Origin of the sequence: Bacteroides finegoldii DSM 17565 (assembly GCF_000156195.1) — a bacterium.
Classification (GTDB): Bacteria; Bacteroidota; Bacteroidia; order Bacteroidales; family Bacteroidaceae; genus Bacteroides; species Bacteroides finegoldii.
Genome location: NZ_GG688321.1, coordinates 291,824 through 307,259, shown reverse-complemented (window position 1 = coordinate 307,259; position 15,436 = coordinate 291,824). Strand labels below are relative to the sequence as shown.

The 15,436-nt window shown below is 40.0% G+C and carries 15 protein-coding genes; 7 read left to right on the top strand and 8 right to left on the bottom strand.

Translation table 11 applies throughout. From position 1 onward, the window contains the following. Nucleotides 1-339: 339 nt before the first annotated feature. On the bottom strand, nt 340-516 hold the full coding sequence (locus BACFIN_RS22970; protein ID WP_007767078.1) for a hypothetical protein: 177 nt from the start codon (nt 514-516) through the stop codon (nt 340-342). Between the two features lie 140 nt (nt 517-656). Next, on the bottom strand, nt 657-1,103 hold the full coding sequence (locus tag BACFIN_RS11980; protein WP_007751940.1) for a MarR family winged helix-turn-helix transcriptional regulator: 447 nt from the start codon (nt 1,101-1,103) through the stop codon (nt 657-659). A gap of 161 nt (nt 1,104-1,264) precedes the next feature. Here BACFIN_RS11980 and rpsF point away from each other — a divergent pair, with 161 nt between their 5' ends. From rpsF to rplI, 3 genes are read left to right on the top strand one after another with little or no spacing between them, the layout of a single operon-like run. Next, nucleotides 1,265-1,609: a 30S ribosomal protein S6 gene (gene rpsF, locus BACFIN_RS11985; RefSeq protein ID WP_005678718.1), complete on the top strand. Its 345-nt coding sequence runs from the start codon at nt 1,265-1,267 to the stop codon at nt 1,607-1,609. A 2-nt stretch (nt 1,610-1,611) separates the two neighbouring features. Next, nucleotides 1,612-1,884, top strand: coding sequence for a 30S ribosomal protein S18 (rpsR, locus tag BACFIN_RS11990; RefSeq protein WP_004307964.1), 273 nt, complete (start codon nt 1,612-1,614; stop codon nt 1,882-1,884). Nucleotides 1,885-1,898: 14 nt separating this feature from the next. Next, complete coding sequence (gene rplI, locus BACFIN_RS11995; RefSeq protein WP_004299330.1) at nt 1,899-2,342, top strand: 50S ribosomal protein L9; 444 nt, start codon at nt 1,899-1,901, stop codon at nt 2,340-2,342. A 160-nt stretch (nt 2,343-2,502) separates the two neighbouring features. Here the strand turns inward: rplI and BACFIN_RS12000 are convergent, their stop codons facing one another. Continuing rightward, nucleotides 2,503-2,718, bottom strand: a complete 216-nt coding sequence (locus BACFIN_RS12000; protein ID WP_007751934.1) for a hypothetical protein — start codon at nt 2,716-2,718, stop codon at nt 2,503-2,505. Nucleotides 2,719-2,877: 159 nt separating this feature from the next. Next, nucleotides 2,878-4,551 carry a long-chain fatty acid--CoA ligase gene (locus tag BACFIN_RS12005; RefSeq protein ID WP_007751933.1) on the bottom strand — a complete coding sequence of 558 codons (1,674 nt, stop codon included), beginning with the start codon at nt 4,549-4,551 and terminating at the stop codon, nt 2,878-2,880. A gap of 110 nt (nt 4,552-4,661) precedes the next feature. Between BACFIN_RS12005 and mtaB the strand changes: the two genes are divergently transcribed. Genes mtaB through BACFIN_RS12025 form a run of 4 tightly spaced genes read left to right on the top strand, consistent with a single transcriptional unit; the run spans nt 4,662 to nt 8,461 of the window. Continuing rightward, nucleotides 4,662-5,981: a tRNA (N(6)-L-threonylcarbamoyladenosine(37)-C(2))-methylthiotransferase MtaB gene (gene mtaB / locus BACFIN_RS12010; protein WP_007751929.1), complete on the top strand. Its 1,320-nt coding sequence runs from the start codon at nt 4,662-4,664 to the stop codon at nt 5,979-5,981. Nucleotides 5,982-5,983: 2 nt separating this feature from the next. Further along, nucleotides 5,984-6,907: a lysophospholipid acyltransferase family protein gene (locus BACFIN_RS12015; protein ID WP_007751927.1), complete on the top strand. Its 924-nt coding sequence runs from the start codon at nt 5,984-5,986 to the stop codon at nt 6,905-6,907. Continuing rightward, a complete protein-coding gene (locus BACFIN_RS12020) occupies nt 6,904-7,932 on the top strand; it encodes a glycosyltransferase family 2 protein (protein WP_007751926.1) in 1,029 nt (342 codons plus the stop codon). The genes BACFIN_RS12015 and BACFIN_RS12020 overlap by 4 nt, the downstream gene beginning before the upstream one ends. Before the next feature lie 4 nt (nt 7,933-7,936). Further along, nucleotides 7,937-8,461, top strand: coding sequence for a methylglyoxal synthase (locus tag BACFIN_RS12025; protein ID WP_007751921.1), 525 nt, complete (start codon nt 7,937-7,939; stop codon nt 8,459-8,461). An 80-nt stretch (nt 8,462-8,541) separates the two neighbouring features. Here the strand turns inward: BACFIN_RS12025 and folB are convergent, their stop codons facing one another. The 4 genes from folB to BACFIN_RS12045 all read right to left on the bottom strand — a co-directional run bounded on the left by folB (nt 8,542) and on the right by BACFIN_RS12045 (nt 15,275). Next, a complete protein-coding gene (folB, locus tag BACFIN_RS12030) occupies nt 8,542-8,913 on the bottom strand; it encodes a dihydroneopterin aldolase (protein ID WP_007751917.1) in 372 nt (123 codons plus the stop codon). A 10-nt stretch (nt 8,914-8,923) separates the two neighbouring features. Further along, nucleotides 8,924-9,952 carry an acyltransferase family protein gene (locus tag BACFIN_RS12035; protein ID WP_007751914.1) on the bottom strand — a complete coding sequence of 343 codons (1,029 nt, stop codon included), beginning with the start codon at nt 9,950-9,952 and terminating at the stop codon, nt 8,924-8,926. 83 nt (nt 9,953-10,035) lie between these two features. Beyond that, entirely contained in the window at nt 10,036-12,717 is a 2,682-nt protein-coding gene (locus BACFIN_RS12040) for a 4-alpha-glucanotransferase (protein ID WP_007751911.1), read from the bottom strand. A 14-nt stretch (nt 12,718-12,731) separates the two neighbouring features. Next, on the bottom strand, nt 12,732-15,275 hold the full coding sequence (locus BACFIN_RS12045) for an adenosylcobalamin-dependent ribonucleoside-diphosphate reductase (protein ID WP_007751908.1): 2,544 nt from the start codon (nt 15,273-15,275) through the stop codon (nt 12,732-12,734). Nucleotides 15,276-15,436 lie beyond the last annotated feature (161 nt).

Genomic DNA, 15,436 nt, shown 5'->3' with positions numbered 1-15,436 from the left:
GTATGATAGAAAAGGTCGAAAAGAAAAAAAGAAAGGCAGCATAATCTGACTAAAATAACAGGAAAAACAGGAGAGGTTTTAACTTCCCCTAAAAAAGACATGTACATAATGCATGGGTGGGAAGGAAAAAACAAGAATATGTAAACAATATTCTACAAAAAAGATAGAAGACTGGGAGAGTTGAACGAAAAAATCAAGAGAAAAGCTTTGCTTTACGTGAGCTTTTCTCTTGATTTTTTAGAAAGAGGAACATTTACTGAATATCCCTACTTCTTGATAACTGAAATAAAAAATCCCGGAACATTCGTTTCCGGGTATTTTTTATTGATTTCTGTGAGATTAATCAGCGATCTTCTTATTGATAACAATATAAGAAATGAGTCCCAGTACTACTAATACTACCGAGCTGCCCAATATGGCATTGTTGTTTACATTGCCTGTAAAGGAACAAGCCAGCAAGATGACTACTCCGACCAAGATTAAAATCAATCCCAAGTTCTTTAATAAGCCTTTCATGTGTGTGTATTTTAATAGATTATTATATTCCAGTCACAAATTAAAGCATAATTCTTTAACGAGCGAAATTATTTAAATAAAAAATCCATTATAAAGATAGGATTTAGTGGATTTTATGATTTAAACGGTTGTTTCTCTGTTTAATCTTTCGTGTTGAAGAATACCTTTTTCAATACTTCCTGTCCGATACTCAATTCGTCGAGAGTAATGCCGTGAAGCGCCTCTTTCAAGGTCTGTCCGGCAATAATGCGCGCTTTTTCTTCCAGTTCTTTGCCGTCTTTGGTCAGATGAATCAGATTTGTGCGGCGGTCTCTCTTGTCCGAGATACGGACAACAAGGTGCTGCCGTTCCATATTATCTATCAAACGGGTCATACTGGGTTTGTCTTTAAAAGTTGCATTGCACAACTCTTGTTGTGTAACACCGTCTTTTTCCCATAGGAAAATGAGTACCGTCCATTGCTCCGGGCTGATTTCTAAACCGTTCTGGCGGAAGTTACGGTATAGTTTCCGGTTAATTGCCGCAGAAACTTTACCATTTAATATGGCAAATATAAGCCGGATGTCGAAGTTAAATTGCTCTATCATGAAATTATTGTTTAAACAACTTTGCAAAGTTAGTTACTTCCGGGATAAATCCTATCTTCTTGATACAAAAAAAGATTAAATGTTTGCAGTTCAAAATAAATTGCCTAACTTTGCACCCGCATTTTTAAATCAAATAATTTATTTATTTAATTAAACGAAGTATGAATCAATACGAAACCGTTTTCATTTTAACTCCCGTTTTATCTGATGTTCAGATGAAGGAAGCGGTAGAGAAATTCAAAGGTATTCTTCAAGCTGAAGGTGCTGAGATTATCAATGAAGAAAACTGGGGACTGAAGAAATTGGCTTATCCAATTCAGAAGAAGTCTACAGGTTTCTATCAGCTGATTGAGTTCAATGCAGATCCTACTGTAATTGACAAGTTGGAAGTAAACTTCCGTCGTGATGAACGCGTTATCCGTTTCTTGACTTTCAAGATGGATAAGTATGCTGCTGAATATGCTGCAAAAAGAAGAAGTGTTAAATCAAACAAAAAGGAGGATTAATCATGGCACAACAAGTTCAATCAGAAATCAGATACTTAACTCCGCCGTCAGTAGACGTTAAGAAGAAAAAATATTGCCGTTTCAAAAAAAGCGGTATTAAGTACATCGACTACAAAGATCCTGAATTCTTGAAGAAATTCTTGAATGAACAAGGTAAAATCCTTCCGCGTCGTATCACGGGTACTTCTTTGAAGTTCCAACGTCGTATCGCGCAGGCTGTGAAGAGAGCTCGTCACTTGGCATTGCTGCCTTATGTAACTGACATGATGAAATAAGAAGGAGGAAAAGTATGGAAATTATATTGAAAGAAGACGTAGTAAACTTGGGTTATAAGAACGATATCGTAAACGTGAAATCCGGATACGGTCGTAATTATCTGATCCCGACTGGAAAAGCTGTCATCGCTTCTCCTTCTGCAAAGAAAATGTTAGCTGAAGAACTGAAACAGCGCGCTCACAAACTTGAGAAAATCAAGAAAGATGCTGAAGCTATGGCTGCTAAGTTGGAAGGTGTTTCTTTGACTATCGCAACTAAAGTTAGCTCAACCGGTACTATCTTCGGTTCTGTTGGTAATATCCAGATTGCTGAAGCATTGTCTAAACTGGGTCATGAAGTTGACAGAAAGATCATCGTTGTAAAAGACGCTGTGAAAGAAGTTGGTAGTTACAAGGCTATCGTTAAGCTTCACAAGGAAGTTTCGGTAGAAATTCCTTTCGAAGTAGTTGCTGAATAAATAATAGCTATTACATTATAGTGAAGGCGGTTTATCCATTCAAGATAAACCGCCTTTATTCTTTGTTGTAATCCGAAATCATTTAATATAAGAACATAAAAAAAAGTCTGTGCATACTTTCGCATGTCAGACTTTCAATTCTCTCTAACTTGTAACTGAATTATTCGGCTACTACAGTTTCAGTTGCTTCTACTGCTACACTATCAACAGTTGTTGTGTCAGCTGCTGCTTCAGCTGCTGCTGCTTCTACCGCTGCGATTGAGTCAGCGATACGGATAGAATCTGCTGTTGCTTTTGCTGCGTCAGCTGCTTTGTTACCACAAGATGCGAATGATACTGCTACGATAGCTACTGCCATCAAAACTAATTTTTTCATTTTCTTTGCTTTTTAAAAACGTAATACAATCAATTGCTTTATTAAAACGCTGCAAAGGTATGTACTTTTTCGATATGTTGTTCTCGAAAAGCCAACTTTTTTTATATATTTTTTTGTAACTGCCCGCTTTCCCTTTCTTTCCCTATGTTTTAGAACATGTTAATCGACAGCTATACTGTTATATAGGTATCTTTTAATGCTCCTTTTCGGTGTTTTTTCAAATTCAGTAGGGTAGAGTTGTATCTTGCTGATCTTTTCGTAAGCGGCTACATTGTTGTTCAAGTTCTTAAGGTTCTCATCCATGATGGTTTTCAGATTATCCGGATTGTTCAGTCCGAGAGAATCCAATGCTTCATAGTCAGCATAGACGAGTGCTACCAATTTCTTGTTACGTTCGATAACGATACTTTCCAAAATAAAAGGAAGGTTATTTAGTTTCGTTTCCAGCTCTTCCGGGAAAATGTTCTGCCCACTTGAACTTAAAATCATTGTTTTAAGTCGTCCGCGAATGAAAATGTTACCGTTGGCATCCATTGTTCCGAGATCACCGGTACGTAACCAGCTGTCTTCAGTGAATACTTCCTGTGTTGCTTCCGGATTCTTGTAGTATCCTGTCATTGTATTTTCTCCGCGTACCTGTATTTCCCCTATTTCGGCTTCCGGGTTTTCTTTGTAGATACGAGCTTCCATAATGTCCAGAATCTTTCCTGAGGAACCTAGTATAAATTCATTCCAAGGTGCATAGCTGATAAGAGGTCCACACTCGGTCATTCCATAACCAATGGTAAAGGGGAACTTAATCTTATAGAAGAACTCTTCCACCTCTTTATCCATAGCTGCTCCACCGATAATGATTTCCTTGAACCGCCCGCCCAATGCGTCAATTAGTCTTTTGCGGATTTGATTGTAAATTTGATTATCGAGCAGAGGAATATTCAGTGCCCATTTCATTCCTTTTTTATTGATAAGAGGCTGAATAATATTTTTATATATCTTTTCGATGACTAGGGGAACAGTGATAATCAGATTAGGTTTCACTTCCTCAAAAGCCTTCATGATAATTTTGGGAGAAGGAGTTTTTCCGAGTAAGGTGACATGAGTACCGACTGCTGTTGCTGTCAGAAAGTCGAATGCGCAACCATACGCATGAGCAAGCGGAAGAAATGAGAGCACTTTATCTCCTTTTTTAAGTAACTCAGTCCGGATACCGAAAGTGACATTTCCGGCAAGGTTATTGCCTGTCAGCATTACGCCTTTGCTGAATCCGGTAGTACCTGAGGTGTAATTCAGCAACATAATCTTGTCATTAGAGAGGGTGGTGTACTGAATATCCTCGCGGGTAAATCCCTTAGGATAAGCAGAATGCATCTCTTTGTCGAGGTTCTTTAGGAATTTTTGTATAGTTTCTCCGTCGCGCTGATACAGACAACGAAAATCGGTCAATGAGAACACTCCCCGCAACCCCATAAGTTTTTCCTCTTCCAAATTTTCCCAGATATTGTCACTGGTAAACAGAAAGACAGATTCGGAATGATTGACGATATGATGAACGTCATTAGGCGTAAAATCTTGCAGGATAGGGACAATAATTGCTCCATAAGTGATTGTAGCCATATAAGCAATGCACCAATGAGCGTTATTTTTGCCGATAACTGAAATCTTATCTCCTCTGCGAAGGCTACAATGTTTGAATAACAGATGTAAACGGGCGATTTTTTCAGCTACCTCACCGTATGTATATTGGGTATTTTCTCCATAATCAGTATAACAAGGCAGATCCCAATTCTCACGAAAACTATTTTCGTATAGTTTAATGAAATTCTCTTTAATCATTGCACGTTTTTTAGTGAATTGTGCAAAAATAGGAATAAACTTTCGTATCCAAAAGTGTTTTACTAATAATAATGTGTAACTTTGCAAAGTTAATGTGTTTATAACAGCTTATGATAGATACCACTGTGTTTCAAGATAAGACAGCCGTTTATTATACATTGGGCTGCAAATTAAATTTTTCAGAGACTTCAACTATCGGTAAAATTCTGCGTGAGGCGGGAGTTCGTACTGCACGCAAGGGAGAGAAAGCGGATATCTGTGTGGTAAATACTTGTTCGGTGACGGAAATGGCGGACAAAAAATGTCGGCAGGCTATTCATCGATTGGTGAAACAACATCCCGGTGCTTTTGTGGTAGTGACTGGGTGCTATGCCCAATTGAAGCCTGGTGATGTGGCAAAAATTGATGGAGTAGATGTTGTATTGGGGGCGGAGCAGAAAGGTGAACTGCTGCAGTATCTGGGAAATTTGCAGAAACATGAAAAAGGAGAGGCTATAACTACTGCAACGAAAGATATTCGTTCGTTTTCTCCTTCGTGTTCACGGGGAGACCGTACTCGTTTTTTTCTGAAAGTACAGGATGGCTGCGATTACTTCTGTTCATATTGTACTATTCCGTTTGCAAGGGGGAGGAGTCGTAACGGAACTATTGCTTCTATGGTCGAACAGGCTCGGCAAGCTGCAGCGGAAGGTGGTAAAGAGATAGTCTTGACTGGGGTGAATATCGGTGATTTTGGTAAGACGACGGGAGAGACTTTCTTTGATTTGGTGCAAGCGTTGGATCAGATAGAAGGAATCGAGCGTTATCGTATATCTTCCATTGAACCGAATCTGCTTACGGATGAAATTATTGAGTTTGTATCCCATTCCCGTAGTTTTATGCCACATTTCCATATTCCTTTGCAGTCTGGGTGTGATGAAGTTTTGAAATTGATGCGTCGTCGTTATGATACGGCTCTTTTTGCATCGAAGGTGAAGAAAATCAAAGAGGTTATGCCGGATGCTTTCATTGGCGTGGATGTGATTGTGGGTACTCGTGGCGAGACTGCGGAGTTTTTTGAGCAAGCTTATCGGTTTATTTCCGGATTGGACGTGACCCAATTGCACGTGTTCAGTTATTCCGAGCGTCCCGGAACGCAAGCCTTGAAAATAGATTATGTGGTGTCTCCGGAAGAAAAGCATCAACGCAGTCAACGGCTGTTGGCACTTTCGGATGAGAAAACACAGGCTTTTTATGCGCGCCATATCGGACAGACGATGTCGGTGTTGTTGGAAAAGTCGAAGGGGAATACTCCGATGCACGGATTTACGAAGAATTATATTCGTGTAGAAGTGGGAAGTGATAACTCATTGGATAATCAAGTGGTCAACGTGCGTTTGGGAGATTTTAATGGGGACAAGACAGCGCTTAAAGGCACAATTCTGATATAAGTATGAAATCTAAACTTATCTATTGGCTGGTATATGGTGGAATGTGGCTGTTTTCAGCTCTTCCGTTCCGGGTATTGTATGTGCTTTCGGATTTCAATTATCTGTTGATGTATCATGTGGGGAGATATCGCCGGAAGGTAGTTCGGGAAAATCTGGAAAAGTCGTTTCCGGAGAAGACTGAGGCGGAAAGATTACAGATAGAACGTAAATTTTATCGTTATCTTTCGGATTATATGCTAGAGGACCTGAAACTGTTGCATATGTCCGCTGAAGATCTTTGCCAAAGGATGATTTATAAGAATACAGAACAATATTTGGAATTGACGGAAAAGTATGGAGGTATTATTGTGATGATTCCCCATTATGCCAACTATGAATGGCTGATTGGAATGGGATCGGTCATGAAGCCTGGCGATGTACCTGTACAAGTTTACAAACCATTGAAGGATAAATATCTGAATGAACTGTTTAAGCAGATTCGTTCCCGTTTCGGTGGATATAATATTCCTAAACATTCTACTGCACGTGAAATTATCAAATTGAAGCGTGAAGGAAAAAATATGGTAGTAGGTCTGATTACAGACCAATGGCCTAGTGGTGATCGGTATTGGACTACTTTTATGGGGCAGGAGACTGCTTTCTTGAATGGAGCTGAACGTATTGCAAAAATAATGAACTTCCCTGTCTTTTATTGTGAACTGACGAAGACACGTAGGGGATATTGTGAGGCTGAGTTTAAATTGATGACTGAAGCTCCCAAAGAGACAGTCGAAGGAGAAATTACGGATATGTTTGCCCATGAACTGGAACAGACCATTCGTAGAGAACCTGCTTATTGGTTGTGGTCGCATAAGCGCTGGAAATTTACGAAGAAGGAATGCGAACAAAAAGAACAGGAACTTATTAAGAGAAAAGATAAGAGATGAAAGTATCAGTCGTCATTCTGAATTGGAACGGATGTGATATGCTTCGTACTTTCCTTCCATCTGTTATTCAGTATTCGGAGGGGAAAGAAGTAGAAATCTGTGTGGCTGATAATGGGTCTACGGACGACTCGGTAACTATGATTCAGCAGGAGTTTCCATCCGTCCGAATGATTTTGCTCGAACAGAATCATGGCTTTGCGGACGGATATAATTTGGCTTTGCGACAAGTAGATGCAGAGTATGTCGTTCTTCTAAATTCGGATGTTGAAGTGACGGAACATTGGTTGAAACCGATGATTGCTTATCTTGATAAGCATCCCGAAGTGGCTGCTTGCCAACCGAAGATACGAAGTCAGCGCCAAAAGGAATTTTTTGAATATGCAGGAGCGGCAGGCGGATTTATAGATAAGTACGGTTATCCTTTTTGTCGGGGACGTATCATGGGAGCGGTCGAAAAAGATGAAGGGCAATACGATACGGTGATTCCAGTTTTTTGGGCAACAGGAGCTGCTTTGTTTATTCGTCGTATGGATTATCTGGATGTCGGAGGGCTGGATGGACGCTTTTTTGCACACATGGAAGAAATAGATCTGTGTTGGCGACTCCGTTCTCGAGGACGTGGAATTGTCTGCATTCCGCAAAGTGTAGTCTATCATGTTGGAGGAGCCACGCTTAAAAAAGAGAATCCTCGTAAGACTTTTCTTAATTTCCGTAATAATCTTGTCATGCTTTATAAGAATCTTCCGCAGGAGGAGTTAAATAAAGTGATGCGTATTCGGACTTGTTTGGATTATGTGGCGGCACTTACTTTCTTTCTGAAAGGGGATTGGGACAATGCTCGCGCAGTGATTCGCGCACGGGACGAATATAAACGGATTTGTCCGTCATTTTCTTCATTAAGAGAAGAGAACCTAAGAAAAAAAACTTTGAATTTAATACCTGAACAGATAAAAAGTAGTATCTTGTGGCAGTTTTACGCGAGAGGATGCAAACGATTCTCTCAATTGTCGGACTTAAAAGAATAACGAAATGGAAGCAAAGGTTAGAAGGGGCATCGGGCTGGTAGCACATGATGCGATGAAGAAAGATCTTATCGAGTGGGTGTTGTGGAATTCAGAATTGTTGATGGGAAATAAATTCTATTGTACAGGTACTACCGGGACACTAATACTGGAAGCATTGAAAGAAAAACATCCTGATGTAGAATGGGATTTTACAATACTGAAATCCGGTCCATTAGGCGGTGATCAGCAGATGGGATCACGTATTGTCGATGGGCAGATTGATTATCTTTTCTTTTTTACTGATCCTATGACTTTGCAACCTCATGATACAGATGTAAAAGCTTTGACTCGTTTGGCCGGTGTGGAAAATATCGTATTTTGCTGTAACCGTTCAACAGCGGATCATATTATTTCCAGCCCGTTGTTTATGGATCCTGACTACGAACGTATCCATCCTGACTATTCCAGTTATACAAAACGTTTCCAGAATAAGCCTGTGGTAACGGAAGCTGTGGAATCTGTGAATAGAAGGAAAAAGAAAAGATTATGAGCTACCAATAGAATTTTTACCATAATTTATTGTTACGTCTGTTATTCTTGATTGGTTCGGAATGGCAGACGTGCCCGTTTTTATTTTCTGCTACAATGGAGCTCTATTCCTGCCGATTCTATGTCTGCCCCCATCGGTGGGTTTCGTTTGGATAGAAACAGATCAATGTCTTCAATAGTAGCGAATTGTTTGAATAGTTTCTTCACAATTCGTTTCCCTACATGTTCTAGTAATTTGGATGAAATGTCCATTTCTGTTTTTATAACGTTATATACCTCAGCATAGTTTACGGTATCTGTCACTTCGTCTGTCTGCATCGCCTTGCTGATGTCAACACCTAGTTTTAGGTCGATAATATACTCATTACCAATCAAATTCTCTTGTGGGGCTACTCCATGGTAGGCGTAAAATCGAATCCCTTTCAAAAAGATATAGCTTTTATTTATTTTCATATACTATTTATTATTTAGTATGAATCTGTTTAATTTTTAACAAGTCCTTCTGTGCAACCATTTGCGGGATTACTTTCAGAAAGAGGGGGGTGAGTAGAATACATATACTTAATGTTATGAACAAAAGCATTGTTGCTTGTGCCCAACTATTATGAATGTAGCGTGCTATCAATGGCTCTAGAAAATGGAGTATGGGACCGTGTATGCTTAGGGTGATGATAGAGTACCTTCCTAGATAAGAAATAATCTTTACTCTTTTCATTTTTTTGCAAAGTAGCATAATCATAAATATTCCGGCGAATGCAGCGATGTATACTTGAAAGATACTCCCAGAGTAGTTGTTTGTTCTCATCCCCAATGTAGTAGCAGTAAAATGCATGACTAACAATGCCAACAAAACGAAAAGCGGAATTAACTTATCAAAACGGTGATGTGGAAATAAGAAGAAGTTATATCTACGAATCCAGAATCCTGCTACATAGAAAGGGAGAGCCGTCATGGCAACATCGAGATAGAGAGGGAGTGTTATTTGTGCTTTACCTAGATAAAATCCTGTACACCCGATCAATAAGGTAAGAGCAAACATGGCAGGCAGATATTTATTTCTTAGGAAATGGACTAGATAAAACAGGATATTACAGTTGAATAAGGCTACTAGAAACCAGATCGGCGGATTGAATTTGATAAGGTCATGTCCATGAAATACTATCAAAAGTTCTTTCCATGATACAGGTAAATGGAATACTCCCGGTGCTATTTTCCAAATGATGTATTTAAGGAGGAATGCACTTAGATAGAAGAAAAGAAAAGGGATAATCAACTTGTTTATTTTCCGAAGAATGAATCCTGATAAAGCTTCGTATGGTTTAAAGAAAACTCCTGATATAAAAAAATACAGTGGCATACGGAAACAGGATAACATAGAGCCCCTATCGAGTTGCTCGAAAGCTCCACCAATATGTGTCATGACTACGAGAATGATGCAGACTCCTTTAGTTAAGTCTACAAAATCAATACGTTTACTCGGGGTCTCTTTCATTCTTTTAATAATCTGTTTACACGGATTATACAGATTTAAAAAGGAATTTGTATAATCCGTGTTTAATATAGATAGAAGTCAAATTATTTCTCCGGGTTTCTTCCTGTGTATTGTATTAATTCACTTATCTTGCTATTCAGTTCTTTGGCTTTCATCAGTTGCTCTAATGTGATATGCATCCGATATCGCCAATAATTTCGTGGATTGGATGGAACGTTGATTCGTTCTTCTTCCACATTAGGATTTCTCCATTTTCCATCAACTGACAACCAATCTTGAAAAGACAGTATGCAGAGAATAGAATTACTGTTGAGGTGATTGCGTACAATCTCTTCACAAAGTTCCGGAGTTGCAATGGCAGGAGCTGTGCCATAATGCCCTAACATTGTATTGTAATAACGTTGGGTCTGTTGATAATCTTCTTCCCACCACCCACGTAGAGTAGACATATCATGAGTGGAAATGGTGCACACAGATCGGTATGGATATTCATTTAAATGTCCGAACTCATACGACGGCTCCTTTGGCATTCGTTGAATTTCCAAACTAAGAATACGTAACTCGTTCATTACGGAGGACACACAAGCGGGAATCATTCCTAAATCTTCGCCACATACCAACATACGGGTAGATTGTGTCAATTGAGGTAACTTTTTCATGGCCTGTTGGTACCAAAAGTCGTTGTGGCGATGATAATAATACTGGTTGTATAATTTGTTGAAAGCATTCTTGTCTTCTTCGCTCAACGAACGGAAAATGAAATCACGTTGCGCTCCGATACGGGGATGGTACTTTCCTTGTTCCTTATTGTCCGGAATAAACAGTACATTACTGATTAAAGAATATAATCCATCACGGACCCAGATACTGTTTTCGTCATTTTTACCGGCAAAGAATTGTTTGACTTCTTGTTGTGTCTCAAAGCCAGGTCTCATACGGTAAATACCGGATTTGTCCACTAACTGGAGAAAATCTTGTTTTACGAGATTGACATAAGGTCCAAACACCTGTCCGAGAAATGATTCATGAATGAATGGAGACAGGTATTCTTCTCGGAATGTGAAACCATAATTTTCTATCTCTTCTCTACTCATCGGTAGGGAGGGAACGAATTGTCCTAACAATCCATGTACGGCATTCATCGGTATTTCCCAAATACGGAAGAAACCGAGAATATGGTCAATTCGGTAAGCATCGAAATATTCGGCCATTTTCTGGAATCTTTTCATCCACCAGCGATATCCGTCCTTTTCCATTACATCCCAATTGTAAGTAGGGAATCCCCAATTTTGTCCGTTGACCGAGAAGTCGTCGGGAGGAGCGCCTGCTTGTCCGTTGAGATTGAAGTAATGAGGTTCTGTCCAGGCTTCCACACTGTTGCGGCTAATGCCAATAGGTATGTCTCCCTTTAGTACGACCCCATTTTCACGAGCATATTTTGTCGCAGCCAATAATTGCAGATGCAGATGATATTGAATATAGTAGTATAATGCGATGTGGGGATAATCTACCGTTTCCGGTTGACACATCTTTTCTATCTCCTGTGCATCGTATACAGAATGTCTCGGCCATTCACGGAAGTCGGAGGTCCGGTAAGCATCACGCAGATAGCTGAAGACTGCGTAAGGTCGCAACCATTCTTTGTTAGTTTCGAAGAACTCCTTGAATTTCTCGGAAGCCAATACTTTTTCCCCTTCTTGCTGGAATATCAGATGGAAGAATTCCCATTTAGCCCGGTTTACAGCCTCATAATCAATAGTTGTAAGATTATTCAGTTCTTGTTGTTTCTGATTGAACCTAGAGGCTGCTTCTTTGTCTTTCAGTGTTCCCATTTGCTTTATATCCGCATACATCGGATGAAAAGCATAGATGGAAATACTGTTGTAGGGATAAGAGTCCGTCCATGTATGGGTCATGGTCGTGTCATTAATCGGTAGAATTTGGATGACCTTCTGATGTGTGTTTACCGCCCAATCGATCATGAGTTTCAGATCACCGAAATCACCTACTCCAAAACTTTTTTCTGATTTCAGAGAAAATACGGGGATGGCAATTCCTGCACCTTTCCATATTGGAATATCAAAATAGACATATCGGTCGGAAATCACGAGTGTCTCGTTCGTCTTTATTTCCGGGTCTGCCAGATAACGATTAGGGTTTTTCTCCCAGCAATCAATTTTTCTTTCCTGTTTATGGCAAAGGATAAATTTATATTCCAAAGGATATTTGAGCTTGCTTGCATCTAGCTCCACCTGCCATTCGGGGAAATTGGAGTCACTCATTAAAACGGCTTTTTCCGGATCCCAGTTACCTAGTGCTTTCTGATTGCCGCAAATGGCCAGACAATAATCTTTGTTGATGCGCGGGGCATAAGCTTTTATTATTAGCCCTTTCTTATACCCTTGCGGAATGTCTACCCTTTCGGGATGTGATAATAATGCTTCTGTAAAGGCAGAACTGTAAAGGTATAGTTGCTCCGGGATATTTTTCCAGCAATCATTGATTCTATACTTTTTTCTAGGAGTACCGGATAGAAAAAGGCATCGTGGAAAATTGTTCCATTCTTTGCGGATGACGATTCCGTTTTGTTCTATCTGGTAGCTATAATGGATAGTCAATCCTTCTTGAGGAACTTCCAGTTCCACTTCTGCCGTCCAATATATACCGTCTGTAGTGTACATTGGGGTGGATTCCGTCGATAAGCCTGCAAGCTTGACTTCCTCCCCCCAATTGGTACGGTATTCGATATTAAATGATAAGATCATATATTATAGAATGTTTATCCACATCTGGAAGCCCCGCAAGTGGTACAAATCAGACATCCTTCCTGATAAACGAGAGTTTCATTGCCACAGTTCGGACATTTCTTGCCTTTTGCTTCGGTTCCATCCTGGATGTATTTCTTCAGAGCGCGTTCTACACCGTTTTTCCAAGTATTGATATTTTCACTGTTCAGTTGCAAAGAACCTACCAGTTTAATAACTTGTTCTATTGGCATTCGGTAACGGAGTACTCCGGAAATCAATTTGGCGTAGTTCCAATATTCTTTATTGAACTTCTCAGACAATCCTTCAATAGTCGTCTTATATCCGCGCTTGTTTTCAAATTGGAAGTCGTAACGCTTCGTTCCGTCTTCATCTATATTTTTGATGATACGTCCGCTAGTCACGCTCTTAGGTAATAAAATACCTTCATCGTCATCTTGCAGACCGGTGAAGATTTCATAAGGATGTCCATCTAGCAGGCCAACGAAAGCCACCCATTTTTCTTTGTTATTCTGGAAACGTACAACATCTGCTTCTAATATTCGTGGACGCACTTCTACGACCGTAGGCGGTTTGCAAGGAGGAAGTTCCTCTTTCTTGTTTTTGTCAGATTTGGTTGAGATAAGTACACCGGAACGGGAGCCGTCACGGTATACGGTACAACCTTTACAACCGGATTTCCATGCTTCCACATATAAACGGTTTACCAGATCCTCGTCTACGTCATTCGGCAGATTAATAGTTACGCTGATGGAATGGTCTACCCATTTTTGGATTCTTCCCTGCATCTTTACTTTCATCAACCAGTCGACATCGTTGGAAGTAGCTTTATAATAAGGAGACTTGGCTACTAATTTGTCAATCTCTTCCTGAGAATAACGTTTGGACGGATCGTATCCATTGGCTTCCATCCATGTGACAAACTTGTGATGGAATACAATATACTCTTCGAATGCATCTCCTGTTTCATCAACAAAGTCGACATGAACATTGGTGTCATTCGGATTCACTTTTCTTCTACGTTTGTAAACTGGCAAGAATACCGGTTCAATGCCAGAAGTTGTCTGAGTCATCAGGCTGGTTGTTCCGGTGGGAGCGATAGTCAGGCAGGCAATGTTGCGTCGTCCGTATTTCTTCATTTCTTCATATAGCTCAGGGTCGGCTTCTGCCAAACGTTGGATGAACGGATTGTTCTGCTCGCGTTTGTTATCATATATTTCGAAAGCACCACGCTCCTTCGCCATTTCTACAGAAGAACGATAAGCGCCAAGAGCTACTGTCTTATGTACTTTTTCTGAGAATTCGGTAGCCTCTTCTGTTCCGTAGCGTAATCCTAATGCTGCGAGCATATCACCTTCTGCAGTGATACCTACACCTGTACGTCGTCCTTGTCCGCTTTTCTTATATATCTTTTCCCAGAGTACACGTTCTGCCCGCTTCACTTCGTCGTTTTCCGGATCCTCATCAATCTTGTGCATGATGCGTTCGATTTTCTCCAGTTCGAGGTCGATGATGTCATCCATGATACGTTGAGCTAATGCCACATGTTTCTTAAACAGATCAAAATCGAAATAAGCATTCGGTTTAAACGGATTTACTACATATGAATACAAATTGATTGCCAAGAGACGGCATGAGTCGTAAGGACATAGAGGTATCTCGCCACATGGATTCGTGGAAACGGTCCGGTAACCTAAATCTGCGTAACAATCCGGTACGGATTCGCGAATTATTGTATCCCAGAACAGAACACCCGGTTCTGCTGATTTCCATGCATTGTGAACGATCTTCTTCCATAAAGTAGAAGCATCTATTTCTTTTGTAAATGTAGGGTCGGAAGAATCAATAGGATATTGTTGTAAGTATGGCTTTCCGTCAACAGCAGCCTGCATGAAAGCATCGTCTAATTTCACGGAAACATTTGCTCCGGTTACTTTTCCTTCTGTCATTTTTGCATCGATGAAAGCTTCTGAGTCCGGATGTTTGATAGATACACTTAGCATGAGTGCTCCGCGACGTCCATCTTGAGCTACTTCACGGGTCGAATTGGAATAACGTTCCATGAATGGCACAAGACCTGTTGAAGTTAATGCTGAATTTTTAACGGGAGAACCTTTCGGACGGATATGGGATAGGTCATGGCCCACTCCTCCACGTCTTTTCATCAGTTGTACTTGCTCTTCGTCAATTTTAATGATAGCACCATAAGAGTCGGCAGCACCATCTACACCGATAACAAAACAATTGGATAGGGAAGCAACTTGATAGTCGTTACCGATTCCAGTCATCGGGCTACCTTGTGGAACAATGTATTTGAAGTGATCCAATAGATCGTACAGCTCTTTTGCTGTTAAAGCATTCGGATACTTCGATTCGATGCGTGCCACTTCATTGGCAATTCTCCAATGCATATCTTCCGGAGACTTTTCATAAATGTTTCCGAAAGAATCTTTTACTGCATATTTGTTTACCCAAACTCTTGCAGCAAGTTCGTCACCTTGAAAATATCGTAAAGATTCTTCGTAGGCTTCGTCATAAGAATAAATTTGTTTTTCCACGATGCAATGTGCGTTAAATCTGATTTTTAAATAAGTAATGTGTAGAAGTTTACTTATCGTTAACAAATGTGGATGCAAATCTAAGAATGTTTTTTCATCTATCAAAATAAAAATGAAATAATTTATTGACAGACTATAAGTTTTCTATTTATTAATGATAA